Source organism: Kutzneria sp. NPDC052558, from assembly GCF_044547355.1.
Classification (GTDB): Bacteria; Actinomycetota; Actinomycetes; order Mycobacteriales; family Pseudonocardiaceae; genus Kutzneria.
In genome coordinates, this window is sequence record NZ_JBIUAG010000006.1 from 386333 (window position 1) to 412719 (window position 26387).

General features: G+C 70.5%; 26 protein-coding genes. 10 read left to right on the forward strand and 16 right to left on the reverse strand.

The features are described from left to right. Positions 1-9 precede the first annotated feature (9 nt). The 3 genes from ACIG5F_RS14120 to ACIG5F_RS14130 form a co-directional block, all read right to left on the reverse strand. On the reverse strand, positions 10-1059 hold the full coding sequence (locus ACIG5F_RS14120) for an NlpC/P60 family protein (RefSeq protein WP_396518058.1): 1050 nt from the start codon (positions 1057-1059) through the stop codon (positions 10-12). Between the two features lie 88 nt (positions 1060-1147). Further along, on the reverse strand, positions 1148-2194 hold the full coding sequence (locus tag ACIG5F_RS14125) for an NlpC/P60 family protein (protein WP_396518059.1): 1047 nt from the start codon (positions 2192-2194) through the stop codon (positions 1148-1150). A gap of 297 nt (positions 2195-2491) precedes the next feature. Next, positions 2492-3856: an NYN domain-containing protein gene (locus ACIG5F_RS14130; protein WP_396518060.1), complete on the reverse strand. Its 1365-nt coding sequence runs from the start codon at positions 3854-3856 to the stop codon at positions 2492-2494. Between the two features lie 214 nt (positions 3857-4070). Here ACIG5F_RS14130 and ACIG5F_RS14135 point away from each other — a divergent pair, with 214 nt between their 5' ends. Beyond that, positions 4071-5789, forward strand: a complete 1719-nt coding sequence (locus tag ACIG5F_RS14135) for a DEDD exonuclease domain-containing protein (protein WP_396518061.1) — start codon at positions 4071-4073, stop codon at positions 5787-5789. Here ACIG5F_RS14135 and ACIG5F_RS14140 read toward each other — a convergent pair. Continuing rightward, a complete protein-coding gene (locus ACIG5F_RS14140; RefSeq protein WP_396518062.1) occupies positions 5782-6249 on the reverse strand; it encodes a GNAT family N-acetyltransferase in 468 nt (155 codons plus the stop codon). The two genes, ACIG5F_RS14135 and ACIG5F_RS14140, sit on opposite strands and share 8 nt — an antisense overlap. Positions 6250-6306: 57 nt before the next feature. Between ACIG5F_RS14140 and ACIG5F_RS14145 the strand changes: the two genes are divergently transcribed. After that, entirely contained in the window at positions 6307-6585 is a 279-nt protein-coding gene (locus ACIG5F_RS14145; protein WP_396518064.1) for an Lrp/AsnC family transcriptional regulator, read from the forward strand. Here the strand turns inward: ACIG5F_RS14145 and ACIG5F_RS14150 are convergent. Next, on the reverse strand, positions 6537-7772 hold the full coding sequence (locus ACIG5F_RS14150; protein WP_396518065.1) for an MFS transporter: 1236 nt from the start codon (positions 7770-7772) through the stop codon (positions 6537-6539). The genes ACIG5F_RS14145 and ACIG5F_RS14150 overlap by 49 nt on opposite strands. Before the next feature lie 66 nt (positions 7773-7838). Here ACIG5F_RS14150 and ACIG5F_RS14155 point away from each other — a divergent pair, with 66 nt between their 5' ends. Continuing rightward, complete coding sequence (locus ACIG5F_RS14155; protein ID WP_396518066.1) at positions 7839-8126, forward strand: hypothetical protein; 288 nt, start codon at positions 7839-7841, stop codon at positions 8124-8126. Positions 8127-8200: 74 nt separating this feature from the next. Here the strand turns inward: ACIG5F_RS14155 and ACIG5F_RS14160 are convergent, their stop codons facing one another. From ACIG5F_RS14160 to ACIG5F_RS14175, 4 genes are read right to left on the reverse strand one after another with little or no spacing between them, the layout of a single operon-like run. Continuing rightward, positions 8201-9886 (reverse strand): cytochrome bc complex cytochrome b subunit, encoded by a 1686-nt coding sequence (locus tag ACIG5F_RS14160; protein WP_396518067.1) that lies wholly within the window; start codon positions 9884-9886, stop codon positions 8201-8203. Continuing rightward, a complete protein-coding gene (locus ACIG5F_RS14165; protein ID WP_396518069.1) occupies positions 9883-11010 on the reverse strand; it encodes a ubiquinol-cytochrome c reductase iron-sulfur subunit in 1128 nt (375 codons plus the stop codon). The genes ACIG5F_RS14160 and ACIG5F_RS14165 overlap by 4 nt, the downstream gene beginning before the upstream one ends. Continuing rightward, positions 11007-11852, reverse strand: coding sequence for a c-type cytochrome (locus ACIG5F_RS14170; protein WP_396518071.1), 846 nt, complete (start codon positions 11850-11852; stop codon positions 11007-11009). The genes ACIG5F_RS14165 and ACIG5F_RS14170 overlap by 4 nt, the downstream gene beginning before the upstream one ends. Positions 11853-11886: 34 nt before the next feature. Next, positions 11887-12495, reverse strand: a complete 609-nt coding sequence (locus ACIG5F_RS14175; RefSeq protein WP_396518072.1) for a heme-copper oxidase subunit III — start codon at positions 12493-12495, stop codon at positions 11887-11889. A gap of 60 nt (positions 12496-12555) precedes the next feature. Here ACIG5F_RS14175 and ACIG5F_RS14180 point away from each other — a divergent pair, with 60 nt between their 5' ends. The 4 genes from ACIG5F_RS14180 to ACIG5F_RS14195 all read left to right on the forward strand — a co-directional run bounded on the left by ACIG5F_RS14180 (position 12556) and on the right by ACIG5F_RS14195 (position 16025). After that, a complete protein-coding gene (locus ACIG5F_RS14180; protein WP_396518073.1) occupies positions 12556-12954 on the forward strand; it encodes a hypothetical protein in 399 nt (132 codons plus the stop codon). 26 nt (positions 12955-12980) lie between these two features. Continuing rightward, positions 12981-13385: a hypothetical protein gene (locus tag ACIG5F_RS14185; RefSeq protein ID WP_396518074.1), complete on the forward strand. Its 405-nt coding sequence runs from the start codon at positions 12981-12983 to the stop codon at positions 13383-13385. Next, positions 13382-14425, forward strand: coding sequence for an anthranilate phosphoribosyltransferase (gene trpD / locus ACIG5F_RS14190; protein WP_396518075.1), 1044 nt, complete (start codon positions 13382-13384; stop codon positions 14423-14425). The genes ACIG5F_RS14185 and trpD overlap by 4 nt, the downstream gene beginning before the upstream one ends. Before the next feature lie 502 nt (positions 14426-14927). Next, on the forward strand, positions 14928-16025 hold the full coding sequence (locus tag ACIG5F_RS14195) for a DUF222 domain-containing protein (protein WP_396518076.1): 1098 nt from the start codon (positions 14928-14930) through the stop codon (positions 16023-16025). A gap of 531 nt (positions 16026-16556) precedes the next feature. Here the strand turns inward: ACIG5F_RS14195 and ACIG5F_RS14200 are convergent. The 4 genes from ACIG5F_RS14200 to coxB form a co-directional block, all read right to left on the reverse strand. Beyond that, entirely contained in the window at positions 16557-17741 is a 1185-nt protein-coding gene (locus ACIG5F_RS14200) for a DUF1501 domain-containing protein (protein WP_396518078.1), read from the reverse strand. Beyond that, complete coding sequence (locus tag ACIG5F_RS14205; protein WP_396518080.1) at positions 17738-19012, reverse strand: DUF1800 family protein; 1275 nt, start codon at positions 19010-19012, stop codon at positions 17738-17740. The genes ACIG5F_RS14200 and ACIG5F_RS14205 overlap by 4 nt, the downstream gene beginning before the upstream one ends. A gap of 72 nt (positions 19013-19084) precedes the next feature. Then, positions 19085-19483 (reverse strand): cytochrome c oxidase subunit 4, encoded by a 399-nt coding sequence (locus tag ACIG5F_RS14210; RefSeq protein WP_396518081.1) that lies wholly within the window; start codon positions 19481-19483, stop codon positions 19085-19087. A gap of 10 nt (positions 19484-19493) precedes the next feature. Then, on the reverse strand, positions 19494-20399 hold the full coding sequence (gene coxB, locus ACIG5F_RS14215) for a cytochrome c oxidase subunit II (protein WP_396518109.1): 906 nt from the start codon (positions 20397-20399) through the stop codon (positions 19494-19496). A gap of 313 nt (positions 20400-20712) precedes the next feature. On the opposite strand from coxB, the gene asnB reads away from it, so the two are divergent. Continuing rightward, entirely contained in the window at positions 20713-22641 is a 1929-nt protein-coding gene (gene asnB / locus ACIG5F_RS14220) for an asparagine synthase (glutamine-hydrolyzing) (protein ID WP_396518082.1), read from the forward strand. 95 nt (positions 22642-22736) lie between these two features. On the opposite strand, the gene ACIG5F_RS14225 is transcribed toward asnB, so the two are convergent. Continuing rightward, on the reverse strand, positions 22737-23672 hold the full coding sequence (locus ACIG5F_RS14225) for a carbohydrate kinase family protein (RefSeq protein WP_396518110.1): 936 nt from the start codon (positions 23670-23672) through the stop codon (positions 22737-22739). Between the two features lie 161 nt (positions 23673-23833). Between ACIG5F_RS14225 and ACIG5F_RS14230 the strand changes: the two genes are divergently transcribed. After that, complete coding sequence (locus ACIG5F_RS14230; protein WP_396518083.1) at positions 23834-24001, forward strand: hypothetical protein; 168 nt, start codon at positions 23834-23836, stop codon at positions 23999-24001. 73 nt (positions 24002-24074) lie between these two features. On the opposite strand, the gene ACIG5F_RS14235 is transcribed toward ACIG5F_RS14230, so the two are convergent. Together ACIG5F_RS14235 and ACIG5F_RS14240 are read right to left on the reverse strand one after the other, a co-directional pair. Further along, a complete protein-coding gene (locus ACIG5F_RS14235; RefSeq protein ID WP_396518084.1) occupies positions 24075-24449 on the reverse strand; it encodes a HesB/IscA family protein in 375 nt (124 codons plus the stop codon). Between the two features lie 90 nt (positions 24450-24539). Further along, positions 24540-25637, reverse strand: a complete 1098-nt coding sequence (locus ACIG5F_RS14240) for a glycerate kinase (RefSeq protein WP_396518085.1) — start codon at positions 25635-25637, stop codon at positions 24540-24542. A 41-nt stretch (positions 25638-25678) separates the two neighbouring features. Between ACIG5F_RS14240 and ACIG5F_RS14245 the strand changes: the two genes are divergently transcribed. Continuing rightward, complete coding sequence (locus tag ACIG5F_RS14245; RefSeq protein ID WP_396518086.1) at positions 25679-26338, forward strand: DUF3043 domain-containing protein; 660 nt, start codon at positions 25679-25681, stop codon at positions 26336-26338. Positions 26339-26387: the final 49 nt, after the last annotated feature.

Sequence of the window (26387 nt, forward strand, 5' to 3'; positions counted from 1 at the left end):
GAGTAGACCTCAGCCGACGAGGCGCTTCGCGCCGAAGTAGTCCGACATCACGGACAGCGAGACGACCTGGACGACCTCGCCCTCGGTCGGGGCGTGCACCATCTGGGTCGGGCTGACCATCATGCCGACGTGGTAGATGTTCGACGCCGTGCTGCCGAAGAACACCAGGTCGCCGGCCTGGAGCGCGCCCTTGGACACCGACTTGCCGACGGAGTACTGGGCCGCGGCCGAGCGCGGGAGGCTGACACCGGCCTGCCGCCACGCCCACTGCATGAGGCCCGAGCAGTCGAAGCCGACGTTCGGCGTTTCGCCGCCCCACTGGTACGGCGTGCCGCGCTGGCCGAGGGCGGCGTCCATGGCCGCGCCGGCCGCGCCGGCCGGGCCGATGAACGTGCCCATGTCGCCGGCCGCGCCGAGGGCGGCCTTGGCGGCGGCGCTCAGCTTGGCCACGGCGGCCTTGGCGTCGACGACGGCCTTGTCCGCGGCGTCCTTCTTGGTCTGCAGGTCGGCCAGGATCTTCGCCGCCGCGTCGGAGGCGTCCTGGGCCTTCTTCTGCGCCTCGGCGGCCTTGGCCTTGGCGTCCGAGGCCTGCTTGACCGCGCCCTCGTAGGTGTCGAGCACCGAGGCGTTCTGCTGGGCCAGCATCTGCAACGCGCTGGACTGGTCCAGGAAGTCCTGGGCGGACTTGCCGGTCAGCAGGGCGGAGAGCTGGGTGAACTGCGCGCCATCGAACGCGGCCGCCGCGACCTGGTCGACCTGGCCGCGGAACTGCTCCTCCTTGGCCTGGGCGTCGGCGAGCTGCTTGCCGTAGGTCTGGATGTCGGCGTTGGCCTTGGCCAGGTCGGCCTGCTTGGCCGCCAGGTCGTCCTTGGCCGCGAGGTACTGCTGGCCGATCTGGTCGGCCTGCGCGGTCTGCTGCTCGACCTGCTTCTGAGCGTCCTGGGCGTTGCCGGGGGTGGGATCCGCGACCGCTGCGCCGGGGTTGAGGCTCACCACCGCGGTCACGGCCGAGAGGGCCACCGCACCACGCACTGCATGTCTGAGTTTGTTGGCCACCACGCCAGGCAGGGTACCGACCGGGTGAACGCACGAGGCCGGCACCCCGTCCGGGTGCCGGCCTCGTGCGCGTTGGCCCAGCTTGTCGGGATCAGCCCACGATGCGCTTGGCGCCGAAGATGTCCGAGCCCGAGTTGCCGATCGGCACGATCTTGACGACCTCGCCCTCGGTCGGGGCGTGCACCACCTTGCCGCCGCCGACGTACATCGAGACGTGGTGGATGTTGGACGCGGTGCTGCCGTAGAAGATCAGGTCGCCCGGGATGAGCGCGTTCAGCGAGACCGCCTTGCCCACCGTGTACTGCGCGGCCGCCGAGCGCGGCAGCGTGATGCCGGCCTTGGCGTAGGACCACAGCATCAGGCCGGAGCAGTCGAAGCCGGCCGGCGTGGTGCCGCCCCAGACGTAGGGCACGCCGCGCTCGCCGACCGCCGCGTCCATGGCGGTGCCGGCCGCGCCGGGCGGGCCCAGGAAGACGCCCATGTCGCCGGCCCCGGCCAGCAGGCCCTTGGCCGCCGCGTCGAGCTGGTTGTAGGCGGACTGGGACTTCTCCTTGGCGGTGTCCGCGTCCTTCTTCTTCTGGTCCAGGTCGGCCAGGATCTTCTGCGCCGCGTCCGCCGCGGCCTGCGACTTGACCTGCGAGTCGGCGGCCTTGGCCTTGGCGCTGTCGGCCGTCTTGATCGCGTTGTCGTAGCCGTCCATGACGATGGCGTTCTGCTGCGCCAGGAACTGCAGCTCGCTGGACTGGTCCAGGAAGTCCTGGGCGGACTTGCCGGTCAGCAGCGCGGACAGCTGGGTGAACTGCACACCGGAGTAGGCCGCGGAGGCGAGCTGGTCGACCTGCCCGCGGTACTGGTCCTGCTTGGCCTGCGCGTCCTTGGCCTGCTGGGTGTAGGTCTGGATGTCGGCGGCGGCCTTGGCGACCTCGGCCTGCTTGGCCTTCAGGTCGTCCTGCGCGGCCAGATAGGCCTGGTCGGCGACCTCCGCGGCCTTGCTGGCCGCGTCCAGCTGGGACTTCGCGTCCTGGAGGTTGGACGGCGGATCGGCGACGGCGGACCCGGGGTTCAGGCCGACGACGGTGGCCACGGCCGTGAGGGCGATGGCACCCCGCACCACGTGCTTGAGTCGGTTCGACGCCACGTCGGTGGTGTCTCCTTCGAGGTAGAGCCCGTCATGGGCGGTCGGTCCCCCGACGGGCCGACACGGACGGTGACCCCGCGTCGCCGGCCTGGTCGGCCGGCTGGTCGCCGCAAGGTCTCGGGTAGGTTACGAAAGGAGGGTCGGTCCGTCCACCCGGCGTGACGACGGCGACCGATGAACGGTCGTGCTCACTCGTTCGGAGCATCACACCGCCGGGCAGGTTGACCTGGCGTGAATCCCGTTCGGCGCGGACGGCGACCCGTTCACCGAATCGGCAGGTCGCGGGGGTTTAACTCTTCACACCCGGACCAGCCGGGCCAGCAGCACCGCCGACGGCACCGGGTGCGCGCCACGGCGGCGCACCGAGTCCGCCACCGCGCGGTCGGACGTGACAACAACCACAGGCCGTCCCTCGGGCTCGGCGGTCACCAAGGCCCTGATCACGTCGTCGGCAAGCACGCCCGGGTCGGAGAACAGGACACGGACACCGCGCGGGGCCGCCGAGGGCACCGCCACCACGCCCGCGCCGTCGAACACCACCGTGACCTCCGCCCCGGTCCTGGCCGCGAGCACCGCCATCTGGTGCACCAGCCGGTCCCGCTGGTCGGACAGCGGCAGCTCCGGATAGCCGGTCTTGGTCACGTTGTAGCCGTCCACGACCATGTGCACCGTCGGCAGGGCCAGCAGCCGGTCCAGCGCCGCCGGATCCTCCACGCGGCCGACCGTGCCCTGCGCCGCCGTCGCGCCGCGCACCATGTCCGCCGGGCGCGGGCCCGTGCCGCCGCCGATGGCCAGCTCGCGGCGCAGGCCGGTGACCGCGCCGTCCAGCGTGTCCACCAACAGCGCCAGCCGGACCTCGTCGGCCTGGCGGGCCTCCCGCGCCGACTGGCGGGCGATCTCCGCGTCGTTCTCCGCGCGGCGGGCCTTGGCCCGCTCCGTCTCGGCCCGCTCGCGTTCCCGGTCCCGCTCCGCGATCAGGGCCTTGACCTCGGCCAACGCCTCCGTGCGGACCTTCTCCGCCTCGGCCATCGCGTTGTCCGCCCGGTCCCGGGCCTCGCGCAGCTTCACGCCCTGTTCCCGCAGCCGCTTGCGCAGCCGCTCCAACTCGGCGTCGCGCTCCTGGAGGACCTTCGCCTCCGCCCCCTGGTTCGCGTCCAGCTCGCCCTGCACCCGGCGCAGCTCCGCGTCCGCGCGCTGGGCCTTGGACACCGCCGCGTCCCGCTCCGCGCGCAGCTGCGCCTCGCCGACCCGTCTGGCCACCAGCTCCACGAAATGCACCGCCGCCGGCTCGCCCAGCAGCACCGACGCCGCTGCCGCCGCCACCGGGTCCGGCGCGGTCGCGTCCAGCGCCGCCGGCCGGTGCTCGCGGCACCACTCCACCACCGCCGTGCGGAACGCCGGCACGTCGCGCAGGCCCGCGATCAGCGCCGCCCCGCCCAGCCGGGCCCGCTTGGCCGGCGCGAACCGGGCCACCGCCTTCACCTGCTGCGGGATGTCCACCCGGGCCAACACGCCCACCGCGTCCGCGCTGATCTCGGCCAGCCGGGCCCGCACCGGGTCGGGCAGCGCCGACCAGTCCACAGTGGACTGATCATCGCCACCGTCCACGGCGGACAGCTCGGGCCCCTGACCCGGCTCATCGGCTTCGGCTGACGCGGACACCCTCACAGGCTAGTAGGTGCGGCCCGCCCCGGCTGACGGGGAACCGACCCACACGCCGCCGGCGCCAACACCCAGGTCACCCACTTGGCCCACCCCGCCATGCTTGGAAGGGGGCTTTCCTCCACTCGGAGTGGAGGAAAGCCCCCTTCCAAGCGCCGGAGGCGGGGTGGGCGGGCGGGAACTGTCAGGGGTGGGTGGCAGCATCCCGATCACCATGACTGCCACTGCTGACGATCTCGGCCAGTTGACGTTCGACGAGCTGGGCACGCCGTTGCGGGAGACCACGTTCGTGGTCGTCGACCTGGAGACCACCGGGGGCCGGGCCGGCGAGGACGCGATCACCGAGATCGGGGCGGTGAAGGTGCGGGGCGGGGTGGTGCTGGGCGAGTTCGGCACGCTGGTCAACCCCCGCCGGGGCATCCCGCCGGAGATCGTGCGGCTGACCGGGATCACCGAGGCGATGGTGTACACGGCGCCGCCTATAGAAGAGGTGCTGCCGGCGTTCCTGGAGTTCGCGGCCGGGGCGGTGCTGGTGGCCCACAACTCGGCGTTCGACACCGGCTTCCTGAAGGCGGCGTGCACGCAGCACGGCTACGCCTGGCCGAAGCCGGCGGTGCTGTGCACGGTCCGGCTGGCGCGGCGGGTGCTGACCCGGGACGAGGCCCCGAGCTGCCGGCTGTCGGCGTTGGCCGAGCTGTTCAGCACGGACACGACGCCGAACCACCGTGCGCTGGACGACGCCAAGGCGACGGTGGACGTGCTGCACGGCCTGCTGGAGCGGGTCGGCCCGATGGGCGTGCAGTCGCTGGAGGAGCTGTTCGACTACCTCCCCGACATCACGCCGGCGCAGCGGCGCAAGCGGACCCTGGCCCAGCATCTGCCGTCGGAGCCGGGGGTGTACCTGTTCCGCGGCCCGTCGGAGGAGGTGCTGTACGTCGGCACGGCCTCGGACCTGCGGCGACGGGTGCGGCAGTACTTCACTGGCAGCGAGAGCCGGGGCCGTATCCGGGAGATGGTGGCGCTGGCGACCCGCGTGGATTCCGTGGTGTGCGCCCATTCCCTGGAGGCGGAGGTCCGGGAGCTGCGCCTGCTGACGGCGCACAAGCCGCAGTACAACCGGCGTTCCCGCAACCAGCAGGGCGGCTGGTGGGTGACGCTGACCGACGAGGCGTTCCCACGGCTGTCGGTGGTGCGCCGGCCTCGCGACGGCGCGCTGGGGCCGTTCCGGTCACGGGTGTCGGCCGACACCGCGGCCACGGCGCTGAGCGACGCCACCGGCCTGCGCACATGCAGCCAACGGATTCCGGCGAAGGGGGCCAACGGCACGCCGTGCGCGTTGGCGGAGCTCGGCCGCTGCCGCGCGCCTTGTGCCGGGCGGCAGGACGTCGACGACTATGGCCACGCGCCGGCGGCCGTCCGGGACCTCATCGCCGGCCGGGATCTCGCGCCGTTCGATCGGTTGGCCTCGCAGCTGGAGGAGCTGGCCCTGGCCGAACGGTTCGAGGAGGCCGCCATCCGCCGCGACCGCCTGGCCGACCTGGTCCGGGCGGTCGACCGGGGCCAGCGGCTGGCCGCGTTGGCCGCACTGCCGGAGCTGGTCGCCGCCCGGCCCGACGGCAGCGGCGGCTGGGAGTTCTCCGTGGTCCGCCACGGCCGTCTGGCCTCGGCCGGGGTGGCCCGTCGCGGCGTGCGGCCGATGCCCGTGGTCGATGCCCTCGTCGCCTCGGCCGAGACGGTCATTCCCGGCGAGGGCCCGCTGCGCGGCGCGCCGGCCGAGGAGACGGGGGTGGTGCTGCGCTGGCTCAACCGCCCCGGCACGCGGCTGGTCTACTGCGACACGCCCTGGTCGGAGCCGGCGAAGTCGGCCGCCGGCTGGCGGGCCTGGGTGGATCGCGCGGTCGCCGGGCGGGAGGTATACGCCGGCCTCAACTGAGATGCCTCACCATCTCCACGCCGCCGTCGCGGGGCTTGTAGCCGAGGCTCTCGTACAACCCGCGGCCCTCCTCGGTGGCGTGCAGGTCGGACTTCGTCACGCCGAGGGCGTCGAGCTGGTCGACCAGGGCCTCGACGACGAGCCGGGCCAGACCGCGCCGCCTCCAGGCCGGGTCGGTGCAGACGTTGTGCACGTGCGCGCTGGCCGTCCCGAGGTCGCCGGGCCGGGGCATGTCCGGGCGGATGAAGGCGGCGGCGCAGCTGGCCAGGCCGCCACCCGGGGCGTCCACGACGGTCGCGACAAGGCCGGGGCCGCCGAGGTCGCGCCGGAACACATCCACGCAGGGGCGCTCCCAGTCGGTGTTCGAGATGTCGCGGCCCATGGCCTCGAACATCACCACCCGCAGGCGCGTCAGCTCCTCGGCGTCGGCGGGGACGGCAGGGCGAACGGTCCAGTTCATGGGCCGATCCTTGCCTTACGATCGGCACGTCGTCGAACCATTACAGGAGGTCCCGTCGTGATCACGGCGATCGTGTTGATCCAGGCCACCGCCGAGTCCATCCCGGAGGCCGCGCAGTCGATCGCCGACATCGACGGCGTGCAGGAGGTCTACTCCTGCGCCGGCGACGTCGACCTGATCGCGCACGTCAAGGTGGCCAAGCACGAGGACCTGGCCGAGCTGGTGCCGGGCCGGATCAGCAAGGTGCCGGGCGTGCTCAACACCGACACCCACATCGCCTTCCGCTCCTACTCCCGCCGCGACGCCGAGGATTCCTTCTCCGCCGGCCTGGACTGAGCCATCACGTCCACCGCCCGCAGCCGGAACAGCAGCACGGTCAGCACCGCGCCGGCGCCGCACAGGGCGATGACGTTCGACGCCGGGGCCGCGCCGGCCAGCGCCCCGGCCACGACGGGGCTGATTCCCTGCGCGGTCATCAGACCGGTGGACAGCAGGCCGAACGCCTGACCACGGGCGTCGGCCGGCACGACGTCGCGGAACCGCTGCTGGAGCGGCAATCCGTAGGCGAAGCCGACGCCGGAGATGACCAGCAGCGCCCCACACAGCACGACCGGCAGGTCGGCGATGGCGAAGCCGAGCAGTGGCAGGCCGACCACCGCCATCATCGGCACCAGCAGTCGCCGCCGGGTCTCCGGCCGCACGGCCCGGCCGACCACCAGACTGCCCAGCATCATCCCGACCGGCAGGCAGGCCAGCAGCAGACCGCCGGTCTGGGCCGGCAGGTCGCGCGCGGCGACGTACGGCACGATCAGGCTCTCCGCCCCGGTCACGCAGGCCGGCGGCAGCCACTGGGCCAGCACCAGCGTCCGGATCGTGTTGTCCCGCAACAACTCCCGGTTGCCGGTCCAACTGCGGCGCACGGCCGCCACCGCACCGCGCTCCCCCGGCGAAACCTGCCGATCAGGCAACCGCAGCCGCACCCAGGCGGAGGCGATGAGGTGCAGGAACGCGGTGACCAACATGGCGTGCTGCGGGCCGAGCACCGCCACCGCCGCGCCCGCCCCGGCCATGCCGATCAGCTGCGCCGCCGACGAGGCCAGGTTGAGCAGGGAACGGCCGAGGACGTAACTCTCGCCGTCCAGCACATCGGCCACCACCCGGCCCACCGCCCCGTTGACCAGCGGCGTGACCATCGACACGGCGGCGACCAGGGCCATGCCCTGCCACACCGGCAGGCGCATCAGGCCCAGCAGCAGCCCGCTGCCGAACTCCACGCCGTAGCCGAGGGCGATCAGCCGCTTCGGCGGCAGCAGGTCGGCCACGGCGCCGAGCAGGCTGCCGCCGATCAGCTGCGGCAGGAACGAGATCCCGTACGCCACCGCGGCCAGCAGCGGCGAGCCGGTCATGCTGAACACCAGCACCGACAACGCCACCATGCGCACTGTGTCGGCGCTGATGGCCAGGGTGCGGGTGGTGAACAGCACCCGGAACGAAGTGTCGGACAACACGCCGCCGTAGGTCATGGACCGAGCTTGGGATCCGGCCACGGCCACGAGCCACAGTTACGTGCAGGGACGTAAGGTCGGGGCATGCTCAGGTTCGAGGTCGGCGGCGAGGACCTAGCCCGCAGCCGGTTCGCGCTGTCGCCGCTGTTCGAGCTGGACGGGCTGATCCGTTCGCTGGGCGGCCTGCCCTCACGCCGGCTGCCCACGCCCTGGCTGACCCGGATCACGCCGTCGTACCACCGGCTGCGCCAGGATCCGGCCTTCCGCGCGGTGCAGGCCCTGCAGTCGCTCACCGGCGGCGCGTCGCTGGTCGTGCCCACGCCCCAGGGCCTGACCCAGACCGTCGAGGACGACCTCGCCGCCCAGGCCTGACCCCGAACGTCATGAAGGGCCCCATCCTGACGTTCAACGTCAGGATGGGGCCCTTCATGACACTGAAACCGCGGTCAGGCTTCGGGCTGCTGGGGCTTGCCGGCCAGCTCCTTCTGCCGCTTCGACTCGGCCTCGGCCGCCGCCGACTCGGCGTGCGCCTCGGCGCGGGCGTTGGCCAGGGCGGTGACCTCCTCGGCCGGGTCCGGCGTGAGGAAGCCGCCGGCCACCGGGGCGCCGGCCGAACCCAGCTTGTTCATCTTCTTGGGCACCGGGGCGCCCTGGTACGGCAGCGCGTGCGGGTGGCCGTGCTCGTCGACCGGGCCCAGCGGCTGGTGCAGCTCGATGAACTCACCGTGCGGCAGCCGCTTGATGATGCCGGTCTCGATGCCGTGCTCCAGCACCTCGCGGTCGCCCCGCTGCAGGCCGATGCAGATCCGGTAGGTGACGTAGTACACCAGCGGCGGCAGCACCAGCAGGCCGATGCGGCCGATCCACGTCGTCGCGTTCAACGAGATGTCGAACTTGTCGGCGATGATGTCGTTGCCGCCGGACAGCAGGCAGACCATGAAGAACGTGATCGCCATCATGCCCAGGCTGGTCCGCACCGGCACGTCCCGCGGCCGCTGCAGCAGGTTGTGGTGCGCGGTGTCCTTGGTCATCCGGCGCTCGATCCACGGGTAGACCGCGGCGATGCCGGTGAGCAGGGGCAGGCCCAGCATGAACGGCAGGAACGGCGCCGGAATGGTGAAGTTCAGGCCCCACGGGAGGTGGATGTAGGCCTCCCACGCCGGCCACAGACGCACCAGACCGTCGGTCCAGCCCATGTACCAGTCCGGCTGCGAGCCGGAGGAGACCTGGGCCGGGTTGTACGGGCCGAAGTTCCAGATGGGGTTGATCTGGAACAGGCCGCTCATCAGCGCCAGCAGGCCGGCGACGAGGGCGAAGAAGCCGCCGCCCTTGGCCGCGAACACCGGCATGATGCGCACGCCGACGACGTTCTTCTCGGTCCGGCGCGGGCCGGGGAACTGCGTGTGCTTCTGGTACCACACCAGACCCAGGTGCACGGCGATCAGCGCCAGGATGACGCCGGGCAGCAGCAGGATGTGCAGCGTGTAGACGCGCGGCAGGATCACGTTGCCCGGGAACTCGCCGCCGAACAGGATCCAGTCCACCCAGGTGCCCAGCACCGGGATCGACTCGATCAGGCCGAACATGACGCGCAGGCCGGTGCCGGACAGCAGGTCGTCGGGCAGCGAGTAGCCGAAGAAGCCCTCGAGCGAGCCGATCATGAACAGCACGACGCCGATGACCCAGTTCACCTCACGCGGGCGCCGGAACGCGCCGGTGAAGAAGATCCGGAACATGTGGGCGACGATCGCCGACATGAACAGCAGCGCCGCCCAGTGGTGGATCTGCCGCACGAACAGGCCGCCGCGCACCTCGAACGACAGGTCCAGGGTGGAGGCGAAGGCCCGCGACATCTGGATGCCGCGCAGGTTGTCGAACGCACCGTTGTAGGTGACCTCCTGCATGGAGGGGTCGAAGAACAGCGCGAGGTACGTGCCGGACAGCAACAGCACGATGAAGCTGTACAGGGCGATCTCGCCGAGCAGGAAGGACCAGTGCGACGGGAAGACCTTGTTCAGCTGGCGACGCATGCCGGCGGCCAGGTGGTACCGGTCGTCGGCCCACTTCGCGGCGCCGCCGGCGACACGGGTCGCCGTGTTCGCCGGTTTGGTCGGCGTGGTGATGCCGCTCATGAGTCACGCTCCCAGAACGCGGGGCCGATGGGCTCGATGAAGTCGCCGCGTGCCACGAAGTATCCGCTCTCGTCAACCTCGATCGGAAGCTGCGGCAGCGCGCGGGCGGCCGGGCCGAAGACCGGCTTGGCGTACTCGAACACGTCGAACTGCGACTGGTGGCACGGGCACAGCAGACGGCCGGTCTGCTGCTCGTACAGCGAGGTCGGGCAGCCCAGGTGGGTGCAGATCTTCGAGTACGCGTAGTAGTCGCCGAAGTTGAAGTTCTCCTGGCCCGCCCGCTTGACCACGTTCTGGTCCGGCCGCAGGCGGATCAGCATGACCGGGTTGTCGCTGCGGTGCAGCGCCGCGGACAGCGCCTCCTCGTTGCCCCGCTCCGACTCGCGGAACGGGAACACCGTCTCGAAGCCGCCGGCGTCCAGGTCCTCCGGGCGGATCAGCGCGACCTCGCCGGCGTCACCGGTGTTGCGGCGCAGGTACACCTTCTCGCCCGGGAAGCTGGCCTGCCAGCCGGTGTGCCAGAGCGAGTCCTTGGAGTTGGTGTCCTTGAACGGGTTCTTCAGCATGCCGCCCAGCGGCAGCACCACCAGACCCAGTCCCATCACGCCGGCCGCGGCGCCCGCGGTCCGCTTGACCAGGGAGCGGCGAGTGATGGTGCTGCGCACGCCGGCGTCGGCCAGCTCGGCCAGGATCGTCTCCTGGTCGACCTTGGCCGAGCCGCCGTCGTGGCGGTCCTGCACGGCCAGCTCGTGCGGGATGAACTTCTTGGTGTAGTTCAGCGCGCCCACGCCCAGGCCGACCACGGTCAGGCCGAGCGTGACGCCGATGACCGGGGTGTAGAGGCTGTACAGGAAGTAGCCGTCGGTGTTCGGGGCCGCGTACTCCCACGGCCAGAACAGGAAGGCCACGATGAAGGCCAGTCCGGCCACGGCGGCCAGCAGGAACCAGTAGGCCACCGCGCGCTCGGCGCGCTTCTCGGCCTTGGTGCCCTTGACCGGCCACGGGTCCTCGTAGCTGATCAGCTCGACGCCGTCGAGCTTGGTGCCGAGCTTGACCAGCTCGTCCCGGCTCATGCCGTCCAGCTCTGCCTCGGTGGGCAGCTTCTCGTCGTGCTCGCCGCTCATGCCTTGCTTCCGATCCACAGGGTCACGCCGACCAGCGCGGCGATGCCCACGATCCATCCGATGAGGCCCTCGGAGATCGGGCCGAGACCGCCGAGCGCGTTGCCGCCGGGGTTGTTGTTGCCATCGGTCACGGACTTGATGTACGTGATGATGTCCTTCTTCTCGTCCGGCGTGAGCTGGCGGTCGCCGAACACCGGCATGTTCTCCGGGCCGGTCAGCATCGCCGTGTAGATCTGGCTCGGCGTGACGCCGTCCAGCTCGGGCGCGTACTTGCCGGAGGACAGCGCGCCGCCACGGCCGGTGAAGCTGTGGCAGTTGGCGCAGTTCAGGCGGAACAGCTCGCCGCCGCGCGACGGGTCGCCGCTGGTCAGCTGCTCGTCCGAGGCGGTCGGCTTCTCCTTGCCGCCGCCGTTGGCCTGGATGAACGCGTCCAGCGCGTCGATCTGCTGCGGCGTGAACACCGGGGGCTTGCGCGCGGCCTCGGCCGTCTGGCCGCCGGACAGCGGCATGCGGCCGGTGGACAGCTGGAAGTAGGACGCGGCGGAGCCGACGCCGATCAGGCTGGGCCCGCGGTCCTTGACGCCTTCCAGGTTGGCGCCGTGGCAGGTGACGCAGCTGTTGTTGAACAGCTGCCGGCCCTGCTCGATGAGCGAGGACGAGTCCGACGCCTGAGCGGTCTGCGGGGCGGGCACGACGACGGCGTACAGCGCGCCCGCGCCGAGCAGCGCGACGCCGAGCGCCAACAGGCCGGAGACCCGCCGCTTCAGCTTGGAACGCGAGCGGCCCCGCTTACCCGCCGGGGCGGACGTGCCCGCCGCGTCGGCGGGTGGCTTGGTGGTCATGGTGGGCAACCCTTGCTGTCAGTTCGGGGCTGGGTCAGGGAATGACGTAGATGACGGCGAACAGGCCGATCCAGACGATGTCGACGAAGTGCCAGTAGTAGGACACCACGATCGCCGAGGTCGCCTGGGCCGGCGTGAACTTGCTCAACCTCGTCCTGATGAGCAGGAAGATGAAGGCGATCAGGCCGCCGATCACGTGCAGCCCGTGGAACCCGGTGGCAAGGAAGAAGACCGTGCCGAAGGCCGAGTTGGGGATGGTCGTCCCCTCCTCGACCAGCATCCGGTACTCGTTGGCCTGGCCCAACACGAAGATGAGGCCCATCACGAAGGTGAGCACGTACCAGCGCCGCAGGCCGAAGACGTCGCCCTGCTCCGCCGCGAACACACCCATCTGACAGGTGACCGAGGAGAGCACCAGGATGATCGTGAACGGCAGCGCGTACGCCAGGTCGAGATGGGTGGGCTCGGGCGGCCAGACGCCGACGTTCTGGGCCTTCACGGTGAAGTACATCGCGAAGAGGCCGGCGAAGAACATGAGCTCGCTGGACAGCCACACGATGGTGCCCACGCTGACCATGTTCGGGCGATTCAGCGAGTGGACCCGCTGAGCGATGGGAGGAGCTGCCGTTGTCACGGGTCGCATTATTGCCTGCGGTGGATCAGGCCGCCCGGTCGGGTGGGGTGCACGGGGAGATCGAGAGCGATGGGCGTGTTCGGGCGATTGGGGTCGATGTTCGGGCGGCGGGCGGAATTGCCGTTCGACCTGGACAACCCTGCATTGGAGATCGTCGCCGAGGCCTTCGACCCGGCCGAGGCGGACTCGGCCGTGCTGGCCCGGTCGCCCCGGCTGAGGGTCGAGGAGAAGGCGGTGCTGCGCCACCATCTGGTGCTGCCGGCGGACGAGGTGGAGCGGGCCCGGGCCGTGCTGGCGCAGGACGGCTGGGAGCTGCGGGTGGTCGAAACGGGTGATCCTGTGCGCCTGCACGCGCTGCGCGCCCAGGTGATCACCGCGTTGAGCTGCGCGCAGGAGCGGTCCCGGATGGCCGGGCTGGCCCAGCGGCTGGGCGGGGACGCCCTGGGATGGGACTGCTTGCAGACCTGAAGGTGTGACACAGATAGCATCACGGTATGAGCACGCAGACGTGGAAGGTCCTGGTCTTCAGCCACCGGCCGGAGGTCCGCGAGGCGATCGTCAACGCCGTCGGCCGGCGGCCGGCGCCGGACCTGGGCCGCGTGGAGTACGTCGAGGTCGGCACGGTGGCGGACGTGCTCTACCACGTGGACGGCGGCGGCATCGACCTGGCCATCCTGGACGGCGAGGCGCAGCCCACCGGCGGCATGGGCCTGTCCCGCCAGCTCAAGAACGAGATCACCAACTGCCCGCCGATCGTGATCGCGGTGCGGCGCAAGGACGACCGCTGGCTGGCCACCTGGTCGCAGGCGGACGCCGTCATCGTGCACCCGCTGGACCCGCTGACCGCGGCCGAGACCGTCGCAGAGGTGCTGCGGTCCGGTGCGCCCGTGCCGAGATGAGCACGCTGACCTGGCCCGACCTGCTGGGCACGCTGATCGCCGGGGACGACCTGACGGCGGCGCAGACCGGCTGGGCGATGGACCAGGTGATGTCCGGCGAGGCCACGCCGGCGCAGATCGCCGGGTTCGCGGTCGCGTTGCGGGCCAAGGGCGAGACCGCCGACGAGGTGCTCGGCATGGCCGACTCGATGCTGCGGCACGCCCGCACCGTCGACGTCGCCGGCCGGGCCATCGACATCGTCGGCACCGGCGGCGACCAGGCCCACACCGTCAACATCTCGACCATGACCGCCATCGTCACCGCCGCCGCCGGCGTGCCCGTGGTCAAGCACGGGGCCCGCGCCTCGTCGTCCAAGTGCGGCACCGGTGACGTGCTCGAGGAACTCGGCGTGGCCATCGAGCTGCCGCCGGACGCCGTGCAGCGCTGCGTGGCCGAGGTCGGCATCGGGTTCTGCTTCGCCCCCGCCTACCACCCGGCGCTGCGCTTCACCTCCGGGCCCCGGCGTGAGCTGGCCGTGCCGACCGCGTTCAACATCCTCGGGCCGCTGTCCAACCCGGCGCAGCCCAAGTACGGCCTGGTCGGCTGCGCTCGGGAACCCATGGCCCCCGTGATGGCCGGCGTGTTCGCCTCCCGGGGCGCGCATGTGCTGCTGGTGCGCGGGGACGACGGGCTGGACGAGATCACCACGACCACCACGACGTCCGTGTGGATCGCCCAGGACGGCACGGTCCGCACCGACCGCATCGACCCGTCCCGGCTCGGCGTCACCCCGGCTCTGCCCGCCGACCTCGTCGGCGGCGACGCCCCGTACAACGCCCAAGTCGTGCGGGACCTCCTGGCCGGCCGCACCGGCCCCGTCCGGGACGCCGTGCTCATCAACGCCGCCGGCGCCGTCGCCGTGTTCAACGGGCTTGGCTCTGATCTCCACGCCGATCTCCGTGCTGGCCTTTCCGTCGCGGCCGAAGCGATAGACTCGGGGGCGGCAGCAGAACTCCTTGACCGGTGGATCAGCCTCTCCAGCAAGCTCGCCACTGCCTGACGTCATGCGGTGAAAGGGCCTTTCACTGCGTTTGACGTTGGGCTGGCTGTTTTTGGGTGTGGGCTTCTGGGGTTGTGTGGTTGTGGTTCTTGTGCCCGCGCCGCGCGGTTGCCGGGGGTGGGGTTTGCGGTGAGGGGTGGGGACGTTGTTCGGTTTAGGGGGCGGGGTGGGATGGTTAGTGACTCCGGGTGGATTTTGCGCGGAGACCTCTGGGCGATGGCGTATCAAGGCGCTATCGGGCAGGCTCCGCCTGCCTCGATACGCAACAAGCTTATGCCATCGCCCCCCTCCGCGCAAAATCCACCCTCCGGAGCCTGAAGGTGAAGATGATTGTCGCCGTGGTGCTGCGGGTGGGGTCGTAATGCTGTTTGTGGGGTCGTTGCGATTATGCATGAAACACAGGTTCACTCGTTAGTGGTTCGATTTTGATCTTCAATAGGGGTATCGTTGGGGTATGTCAGAAATCACCCGAGAGCTAGAGTCCGCTGAGCCTTCGGGAGCGATGCTGGACCTGCTCCTCGGCGCAGATCTCTCCACCCTCACCGCTGAGCAACAGGTCACCGCATTCGTCATTGCCCGCAAGATCACGGCGGTTGCCGACCACGCTCGGCTGTGCATTCTTCGGAATTTCGACGACCTGGCCGAGATGTCCATGGCCACCCACGAGTCCGAACAATCCCTGTTCCGCCAGCAGGAGCGCGCCGAAGTCCTAGACCGCCTGCCTCGGCTGTGTGAGCAGCTACGGCGCGGGGAGATCGACCTACGCCGGCTGGAGACCGTCGACGAGCGGGTGATCCACCTCGACCCCGCCACGATCCCCCAGATCGAAGACCAGCTGGTGGATGTCGCCGCCGAGCTCACCCGCACCCAACTCGCGCGTCGGACCACCAAGCTGGTGGCCGAGGCTGATCCGCTGGGCTATGAGCAGCGCCGCCAGAAGGCCCGTGACAAGGAGCGGCGGATCGAGTTCTACCCGCTGCCCAACGGCATGGCCGAGCTGCGGATCCGCATGTCGGCGATCGACGCCCGGCAGTGCTACGACATCGCCACCGCCGACGCCCGGGCGCTGTGCAAGGACTGCCGCACGACTGACCAGAAGCGGGTGGACGCCTTCCTGGACCGGTTCCTGGGGTATGGCATCGATCGGAAGGTGCAGGTCCACGTCACGCTGTCGATGGAGACGTTGATGGGCTTGACCGAGGACCCGGGCCTGCTCGACGGCTACGGCCCCATCAGCGCCGACTCCGCCCGCGAACTCGCCATGCTCGGCCCCTGGCGCGGCGTCCTGCTCGATGAGTACCAGCGGGCCGCCGCGATGGCCACCCACCTCTACAAGCCCCCAGCCCGCTGCCGGGAGTTCACCAAACTCCGCGACGGCGGCACCTGCTGCGCCCCCGGCTGTGTCAATCCCATCCAGGAAATCGACCACACCATCCCGTGGCCGAAAGGCAAGACGAACCCGGACCAGCTCAAGGGCTACTGCCAACACCATCACCACATCAAGCACGGCGACCACACCGTCACCCTCGACGAGGACGGAACGCTTCACTGGGTCACGCCGCAGGGCCGGCATTACACCACTCAACCTCACCAGTACTGACCACCACGCATTCCCGCCCCACCCGCCGCCCGCACCGCGCTACCGTTCTTTGACAACTCCAGAGCGAACCGAAAATCCCTCTCCAACAAAGCGGGGTCGGCGACCCGGGAAAGCGATCGGCAACACAGACTTTCCGCTTTGACAATCGGAGGGTGGATTTTGTGTGGAGGGGGGCGATGGCATAAGCTTCTTGCGTATCGAGGCAGGCGGAGCCTGCCCGATAGCGCCTTGATACGCCATCGCCCAGAGGCCTCCACACAAAATCCACCCGGAGCCACCAACCAACCGTCCCACCCCACCCCCAACCACGCAACAACCCCAACCTCACAAAGCAAACCCCACCCCTCAGCCGAACAACGTCCCCACCCCACCCCAACCACACAACAACCCCAACCCCACAAAGCAGACTCCACCCCGCCACCACCAACCACAAACGATCCACCCACCCCCCGGCAACCGCGCGGCGCGGGCACCCGAACCACAACCGCACCCACCCGCCTCCACCGCCAGGAATGCCCCTTCCAAGCAGCTTCAGGTGAGCAAACCGTTGACCGTCGCGTCGTGGCCGGCGAGGACCTCGCCGGGGTCGGCGCCGAGGACGTCGCGGAGCATGGTGGCGTAGACGTCTCGGAAGTCGGTGTGCTCACGGAGGTCGCCGTTGTCGAGGTCGGTGAGGCTGGGCTGCTGGCCGTAGAAGCCGCCGTTGACGACGTCGCCGATGACGAACACGGGGCCGGCGGTGCCGTGGTCGGTGCCGTCGCTGGCGTTGGCGGCGACGCGGCGGCCGAACTCGGAGTAGACGAGCACGACGACCTGCTTGCCCCGCATGCGATCCACGAAGGCGGAGAGGGCCTGGTCGAGCTCGGTGAGCAGCCGTTGCTGGGTGCTCTTCTCGTCGGCGTGGGTGTCGAAACCGCCCAGTGACACGGAATACGCCCGGGTCGGCACGCCGGCCTCGACCAGGCCGGCGACCACATCCAGTTGAGCCGCGAGCTGGCCTTTGCTGTCGCTGCTGGGTTTCACGGCCGGCCCGAGCTTGGTGGCGGTGGTGTGCAGGTCGGCGATGGACCGAGCAGCCCTCGCCTGATCGGGTGCTTCGCCGGATTCCGGTTGCCCGAGAAGCGAAAACGACGTGCCCAGCGCCCCGGTCGGCAGCTTGAGACCGGTCACGGGCAGGGTCGCGCCGGCGGTCCGCTGCCCGGCCATCAGCGGCGGCAGCACGGGCTCGATGGACACGGCCCGCAGCGGATCGTCGCCGGTGACGTCGAGCCAGCGCCCCAACCAGCCGGTCGGCTGCGGGCTGTCGGGCGACGCGGTCTGCCAGATGGCCATGGACCGGAAATGACTGTGGTCGGGCTTGGGATAGCCGACGCCGCGCACAATGGCCAATCGCTTGTCGTCCCACAGTTTCTTCAAGCCGGTCATGCCCGGGTTGAGGCCGAGACCGTCGCCGAGGTCGAGCACCTCGTGCGGCTGGTAGGCCAGATCGGGCCGAGCCTTCTGGTACGCCGAGTCGGCCGCCGGGATCACGGTGTTCAGGCCGTCGTTGCCGCCGTAGAGGGTGCAGACGACCAACACGCCGGTGTCCGGGCGCAGCGGATCCCGGGCGGCGGCAGTCATCAGGTCGGCCCAGTTCACCTGGGTCGCGCCGACGGCCAGCGCGCTCGCGCCGACCACGCCGCTGGCCAGGATGAAGGCCCGTCGGCTGATTCTCATTGACTCACCACGTATTCCGGCGCACAGGCGGCCATCGCGGCCAGTTGCGCCCCTCGCAGGCCGGCCAGCGCCGCCGTGGTCCGCTGGCTCCAGGTGTCGACGCCCAGGGCCGCGCCGGCGGCCGCTGCGGACGTGATGTGCGACACGTCGACGTGCCCGACGATCAGCTGCGCCAGGTGCAGGCGGGCCAGCCCGGCCGAGGTGGTCAGCCAGGACTGCGCCGCCGGCCAACCACCCACGCTCGGCGGCTCGAACGGCACCTGGCCCATGCCCCGCAGCCCGGCTTCCAGTTGCGTGACCGGCAGTGTCGACGGCTGCACGCCCAACGCCCGCATCAGGCCGGCCGCCCATTCCACCGGCTGCTTCACCAGACTCGTGGCCGGGTCCCGGAACGCCGGTTCGGCGAGCACGGCCCGCAGCAGCCCCCCGATGGACCGCTGCGGACCGTAGCCCGCGACCAGCCGGTCGAGCACGTCCGCCGCCGGCGGCGTGGCGCTGACCAACCGGAACCACAGCCGGCCCGCCACAAAGCGCGGCGAGTCCTGACGATTCAGCACGATGTCGACAAATCCATCGGCGTCGAGATTTCCGGTGATTCCCAACACGGTTTTGACGCCGTTGTCGTGTCGTTTGGGTGCCAACGATGAGGTCATGGCGTCCCGGTCCACCGTCCAGCCGGTCAGCGCCCGGGCGGCCTCGCGCACGTCGTTCTCGCTGTAGTGGCCCACGCCCAGCGTAAACAGCTCCATGAACTCGCGGGCCAGGTTCTCGTTGGCCGCGCCGACCTTGTTCTGCTGGCCGTCCAGCCACAGCAGCAGCGCCGGGTCCACCACCATCGCCTTGGCCAGCGCGGTGAAGTCGCCGCCGCCCATGCCCCGCAGCGCCTGGTTCTGGCGCAGCATCAGGCGGGCGCTGCGCACCTTCTGCACGCTGGTGGCGAAATGCCCGTGCCAGAACCAGGTCAGCCGCTCCGGCAGCGCCGACGTGGCGCCGGCCATCCGGTCCAGCCACCACTGGGCGGCCGTGACCTGCTGGCCCCGCAACGTCTTCTGGCGCTGCTTACGCTCAGCCGCGCTGGCCTTCTTGCTCACCGGGGCGGGTTCCGCCCCCAGGTCCGGCAGCGACACCGCGTCGGGTGCCTGGGCCAGCACCCGCTGGCACGCCGCCGCGAACCCGCCGGCGGCCAGCGAGTCCAGCTCCCCCGGTCGCGGACCGAACCCGAAGCGGTCCAGCAGTCGCCGGGTGGCGGCTCGGTCGTCTAGTAGCGGCACACGGGCATCGTGCGCGAAAACGGCCCCGGGCTGAATGCCCGGGGCCGTTCGCTCAGTACACCTTCAGCTGGCTCACTCGTGGTTGGGCTTGGTGTGGTACTCGAACACCAGGCCGCCCACGGTGATCAGGATCAGCACCACCGTGATGACCAGCATCCACGTCTGGAAGAAGGCCAGCGACAGCGCGCCGATCGCGGCGGCGACGGCGATGCCGAACGGCCAGTAGCTGCCCGGGCTGAAGAAGCCCAGCTCGCCGGCGCCGTCGCTGACCTCGGCCTCGGTGTCGTCCTCGGGACGCTCCGGGATGCGGCGGGCCACGAACCGGAAGTAGGTGCCGGTGATCAGGCACAGGCCGCCGGTGAGGGTCAGCGCGACGATGCCGACCGGCTCCTTGGCCCACAGGCCGTAGATGACGGCCATGATGAAGCAGAAGCCGGCGACGATCTCGAAGATCCTGGACTCAATCTTCATCGGCGGTTCCTCAGCTTCCGGTCCGGGCCGTGCGGTCCGTGTTGAACGGATGCGTGGTCGTGGCCAGCGGCGCGCACAGGTCGCCGCAGTTCATCTCCGACAGCGCCTCGGAGGTGGTGTACGGCTTGCCGGTCTTGGCGTTGACCTTCTCCCGCAGCTGCATGAACTGCTGGAACAGGTCGTTGGGCAGCGCGCGGACCTCGAAGTTCATCGCCGAGTGGTACGCGCCGCAGAGCTCGGCGCAGTGCCCGACGAACGAGCCCGTCTGGTCGATCGTGTTCTGGAAGGACGAGTCCTGGTTGTTCTTGTCCGGCGCCGGGAACACGTCGCGCTTGAAGTTGAAGGCCGGCACCCAGAACGAGTGGATGACGTCGGTGGAGACCAGGTTGTACTGGATCCACTTGTTGGTCGGCAGCACCAGCAGCGGGATCTCGCTGCTCGTGCCGACGGTCGACACCACGGCGCCGTCCGGCGTCTTGTAGCCCTCGTACTTGAACTCCCAGTTCCACTGGAAGCCCACCACGTCCACCGTGACGTCCGGGGTGTGGCTCTTGTCCGTGACGTAGTTCTCGGTGGTGGCGGTGAAGTAGAACAGCACCGCCACGATGACCACCGGGATGACCGTGTAGACGATCTCCAGCGGGTGGTTGTACTGAAGCTGCTTGGGCAGCTCGTCGCTGCGCTTGCGGTGGAAGACCACCGGCCACAGGATCAGGATCGCCACGACCAGGCCGACCGCCAGCGCGGCGACCACGGACCACGTCCACAGGTCACGCATGGCGTCCGCCTGCGGCGTGATGCCGACCGGCCAGCCGAAGCGCAGGACCTCGTCGGTCGAACAGCCGCTTGCGGCAACCGCGACCAGGCCGGCCAGCCCGGCGAGTTTGGCCACCCGTGCTTTCCGGGAGCCCTCCATCAGGCGCACTGCTCGCTGCCTCCTCGTGACGGGCCTCTGGCGTGACCCCACACCAGCCGCTGCTCAGCAGCGGTGACGGCACCCCGCCGTCAATCAGGTCGGAGCCTAACCCAGCCGGTGTCGGGCCACCCCTCGGGGGTGATCGATCCGGCCCGGCCCTGGCAACGGTGGAGCGGGGCGCCGCGTCTACTCCTGGGAGTCACGCCCGGGACGGCCCACGGCCTGCCGCTCGGCCATCCGCCCGCCATGGGCATACTGGGCGGCGACCCCCCGGTGTGTTGTGCCCTGTTTCGATGAGAGGTGCGGTTAGGACGTGTGCGGTCTGCTTGGACTGATCTGTCCCACTGAGAACGCGGCCGCAGCCGCGCGTCCGGCGCTGGCCGGGGCCCTGCACTGCCAGCGGCACCGCGGCCCGGACGAGGTCGCCACCTGGCAGGGCGGCGAGGTGGTGTTCGGCTTCAACCGGCTGGCCATCATCGACCTGGAGCACTCCCACCAGCCGCTGCTGTGGGGCCCGCCCGGGCAGGAGAACCGGTACGCGCTGGCCTTCAACGGCGAGATCTACAACTACATCGAGCTGCGGGCCGAGCTGATCGAGCGGTTCGGGGCCCAGTTCCACACCGACGGCGACAGCGAGGTGATCGTCGCCGCGTACCACTACTGGGGCGCGGCGGCCGTGCCGCGGCTGCGCGGCATGTTCGCGTTCATGATCTGGGACAGCGAAAAGAAGATCATCTTCGGTGCCCGGGACCCGTTCGGCATCAAGCCGCTGTACTACGCGGCCGGCCCCGGCGGCATCGCCATGTCCAGCGAGAAGAAGAGCATCCTGGAGCTGTCCGACACCCTGGGCATCGAGCCCAAGCTGGACCGCCGGGCCCTCCAGCACTACTTCATCCTCCAGTACGTGCCCGAGCCCGAGTCGCTGAACACGCACGTGCGGCGGATCGAGTCCGGCACCTCGTTCACGTTCGCCCCCGGCGGCGAGATCTCCATCGAGCGCTACTTCAGCCCGAAGTTCCGCCCGCGCGTGATGCACGGCCCGGCCGACGCCACCAAGCTGTACGCCGACATCGCCGACGCGCTGCGCGACTCCGTGGCCAAGCACATGCGGGCCGACGTGACCGTGGGCTCGTTCCTGTCCGGCGGCATCGACTCCACCGTGATCGCGGCCCTGGCCAAGGAGCACAACCCGGACCTGATCGCCTTCACCACCGGCTTCGAGCGGGCCGGCTTCTCCGAGGTGGACGTGGCCGCCGAATCGGCCGCCGCGATCGGCGTGAAGCACGTGGTCCGGACCGTGTCGCCGGCCGAGATGATGGAAGCCATCCCGCTGATCGTCTGGTACCTGGACGACCCGGTGGCCGACCCGGCGCTGGTGCCCCTGTGGTTCATCGCCCGCGAGGCCCGCCAGCACGTCAAGGTGGTGCTGTCCGGCGAGGGCGCGGACGAGCTGTTCGGCGGGTACACCATCTACCGCGAGCCGCTGTCGCTGTCGGCGTTCGAGAAGGTGCCGGGCTCGCTGCGCAAGGCCATGGGCCGGGTCTCCACCCGCATCCCCGAGGGCGTGCGCGGCAAGGACCTGCTGCGCCGCGGCGCGCTCACGCTGGAGCAGCGCTACTACGGCAACGCCCGTATCTTCCGGGACGACCAGCTGCGCGCGGTGCTGCGGACCTTCGACCCGTCGATCACGCACGCCGACGCCACCGCCAAGGCCTACCGCGAGTCGGCGGACTGGGACCCGGTGAGCCGGATGCAGCACGTGGACCTGTTCACCTGGCTGCGCGGCGACATCCTGGTCAAGGCGGACAAGGTCACCATGGCCAACTCGCTGGAGCTGCGGGTCCCGTTCCTGGACCACGAGGTGTTCAAGATCGCCTCGCAGGTGCCGCTCGAGCAGAAGATCACCCGCGAGACCACCAAGTACGCGCTGCGGCGGGCCATCGCCGACATCATCCCGGCGCACGTGATCAACCGTCGCAAGCTGGGCTTCCCGGTGCCCATCCGGCACTGGCTGCGCGAGGACATGTACCCCTGGGCCGTCGACATCGTGCGCCAGTCCCAGACCGACCACCTGATCGACAAGCAGGCGGTGCTGGCCGTGATCGAGGAGCACCGGACCGGCGGCATGGACCACAGCCGCCGCATCTGGGCGCTGCTCATGTTCATGCTCTGGCACGGCATCTTCATCGAGGGCCGCATCAGGCCCGTCATCCCCGAGCCCCAATACCCAGTCCGCCTCTGACCCGTCAAGCCTCAAACGCTTGGAAGGGGGCTTTCCTCCACTCGGAGTGGAGGAAAGCCCCCTTCCAAGCTTCGGGGGGTTGCGCTGCGGGGGTGTCAGGCGGGGAGGAGGGCGCCTACTTCGGCGGCGGCTTCGGGGCCGAAGGCGTCGGCCAGGCGGCCGAGGGCGACCTCGCGGTCGAAGGCCCACTCCTGCGGACCGTTGACCTCCAGCACGTGCACGGCGACCAGGGCGCCGAGCTGGGCGGCGCGCTCCAGGCTGAGGCCGCCGCAGACGGCCGAGAGGAAGCCGGCGCGGAAGCCGTCGCCGACGCCGGTGGGGTCGACCTTGGCCAGCTCGGGCACGGCCGGCACCTGGAGCGAGCCGACCTCGCGGCCGACGATCTCCACGCCCTTCTCGCCCAGCGTGGTGACGCGCATCTCCACCTGCGCCAGAATCTCGGCCTCGGACCAGCCGGTCTTCTTGAGCATCAGCTCCCACTCGTAGTCGTTGCTGAACAGGTACCTGGCCCCGGTCACGAACCGGCGCACCTGGTCGCCGTCCATCCGGGCCAGCTGCTGGGAGGGGTCCACGGCGAAGGACAGGCCGCGCTGCCGGCACTCCTCGGCGTGCTGGATCATCGCCTCGGGGTCGGTGGGGCTGAGCAGCACCAGGTCCAGGCCGCCGACGCGGTCGGCGATGGCCCCGATCTCGACCATGCCGGTCTCGGCCATGGCGCCGGTGTAGAACGAGGCGATCTGGTTCATGTCGTCGTCGGTGGTGCACATGAACCGGGCGGTGTGCTTGAGGTCGGAGACGTACACCGACCGGCAGTCCACGCCGTGCCGCTCCAGCCACGCGCGGTAGTCGTCGAAGTCCTTGCCGACGGCGCCGCCGAGGATCGGCTTCTGCCCCAGCACACCCATGCCGAACGCGATGTTCGCGCCGACGCCGCCCCGGCGCACCACCAGGTCGTCGACCAGGAAGCTCAGCGACACGCGGTCCAGCCGCTCGGCGACCAGCTGCTCGGTGAACTTGCCCGGGAAGTGCATCAGATGGTCGGCGGCGATACTGCCGATGACAGCAACGGGCACGGTGTGTCTCCCCGATCTACAACGGTGGGCCACCCGGTCGGGTGGACATGGTCCGGGATCGAGAGACTACCGATTGGTAACGGATTCCGGTGCGGCATCCCGGTGACTACGGTCGCCTTGTGACCGCCCCAGAGCCCGTTTCACTGGATCAGCTGATCGACGACTGCGCCGACATCCCCGGCGCCCTTGTGCAGCTCGCGGCCCCATTGCCGGCCCCGCGCACGGCCGCGCCGTGGCGGGTCGACGAGGCCTGCGTGGCCCAGGTCAGCGGCCTGGACGACTACTGAACAACTGGGCGTACTACTAAAACGGCGGAAGGGCCGCCCCGAGCGGGACGGCCCTTCTCCGACAGCCGGCGATTCAGTGGAACGAGTCGCCGCAGGCGCACGAGCCGCCCGCGTTCGGGTTGTCGATCGTGAAGCCCTGCTTCTCGATGGTGTCCACGAAGTCGATGGTGGCGCCCTGAAGGTACGGCGCGCTCATGCGGTCCACGGCCACCTTGAGGCCGTTGAAGTCGCGGAGCAGGTCGCCGTCGAGGCTGCGCTCGTCGAAGAACAGCTGGTAGCGCAGACCCGCACAGCCACCGGGCTGGACGGCGATGCGCAGGTGCATGTCATCGCGCCCCTCCTGGTCGAGCAGCGCCTTGGCCTTGCTGGCGGCTTCGTCGGTGAGCTGGACGCCGTGCGTCTGCTCCTCGGTCTGCGCGCCCTGCGAGGCGGTGTCCTGGACGGTCATGGCTCTCCCTCGACGTCCTGCGGTATGTCGGTCCTAGAACGTCCAACGCACGACGGGTCGGCGTTCATTCCACACCCATGGTAGGACAGGTCAGCGGGCATTTGCCCGAGACCACTGGGCGGCCACGTCGGCCGCCAGCGCCGCCAGCGTCCCGGCCGGGTCGGCCATCGCGGCGGCCACCGAGCCGGCGTGCTCGGCCACCGCGTACGACTGCTCGACGCCGACCGCGCCCGCCTCCCGCCGGCCCACGCTGACCTGGCCGGCCAGCACCAGGCAGGGAATGCCCCGGTCGGCCGCGCCGGCGGCGACCGCGGTGATCAGCTTGCCGCGCAGCGACTGCCAGTCGAAGCTGCCCTCGCCGGTGATCGCCAGCTGCGCCCGCTCCAGCGCCTCGTCGAGCCGGGTCAGGGCCCTGACCAGCGCCGATCCCGAGGTGAACGCCGCCCCGACGGCCAGCAGCCCGGCCCCGAGGCCGCCGGCGCCGCCGGCGCCGGGGAGGTCGCGGACGTCCTTCGGGAGCACGTCGGCCCACCGGGTCAGGCCGATCTCCAGGCGCTCCACGGCGGCCGGGTCCGCGCCCTTCTGCGGGCCGAAGGTGTGGGCCGCGCCGTGCGGTCCGAGCAGGGGGTTCTCCACGTCGGAGGCCGCGACCAGCTCGATCCCGACCGCCGGCAGCACCGCATCGGCGGCCCGGGCCAGGTCGGCGCCGCCGGGCCCGATCGGATTGCCTGTGTCATCGGTCACGTGGCCGCCGAGAGCTCGGATCATGCCCGCGCCGCCGTCGGTCGTGCCGGAGCCGCCGAGCCCGACCACCGCCCGGTTCATACCGGCGTCACGGGCGGCGGCGATCAGCTCGCCGACGCCGTAGGTCGTGGACGTCTCCGGGTCGCGGCGGTCGGTCAGGTGCAGACCGCACGCCTGCGCCGACTCGATGTACGCGGTGCCGTCGTGCGCCAGCCACCGGGCGGTGACCGTATGCCCGAGCGGCCCGGTCACCCGGTTCTCGTGCACCTCCCCGCCGAGCGCCCCGTGCAGCACCTCGACGAAGCCGGGGCCGCCGTCGGCCAGCGGGCGCAGCAGGAGTTCGTCGGCCGGGGCGGAGCGGCGCCAGCCGGCGGCGATGGCCTCGGCGGCCTCCAGGGCGGTCAGCGTGCCGCCGAAACAGTCGGGGGCGACGAGTACGCGCATGCGCTGACGCTACCGCCGGTGGTCTGGCTTACCCTGGTGATGTGAGGTTCTTGCGCCGCAACTCAGCCGACGACGCCGCCACCGAGGACGGAGCGGTGGACGTCGCTCCCGTCGTGGAGGTGGCGAAGGGGCAGACTGCGCCCAAGGGCAAGGTGACGCCCAAGCGCCGCGACGCCGAGGCGCACCGCCGCGGCCCGGTGCCGCCGCCGCCCCGCACGCAGCGCGAGGCCATGAAGCGCAACCGCGAGCTGCGGCCGAAGCTGTCGCGCGAGGAGCGCAACAACGAGCAGCGCGAACGCCGCGAGAAGATGATGTCCGGCGACGAGCGCTACCTCATGCCCAAGGACCGCGGCCCGGTCAAGGCGTTCGTGCGGGACGTGATCGATTCCCGGCGCAACCTCATGGGCCTGTTCATGCCGCTGGCCATCCTGGTGCTGGCCTCGTACTTCCTCCAGGTCGCGGTGCCCACGCTGCCGGTGCAGGAGTACGTGATGCTGGCCTGCCTGGTGTTCCTGCTGGCCATGGTGGTCGAGGCGATCATGCTGGGCCGGCTGGCCACCCGGCTGGCCCGGGACAAGTTCCCCAAGGAGACGGTGGGGACCGCCGGCATCATCTGGTACACGTTCACCCGGGCCAGCCAGGTCCGCAAGCTGCGCGTGCCGCGGCCGCGGGTGCGTCCGGGCGACACCGTCGAGGCGTGACGTTCCGCCAGCTACTTAGCCGACCGAACTATCTCGGTCTAGGCTTCGG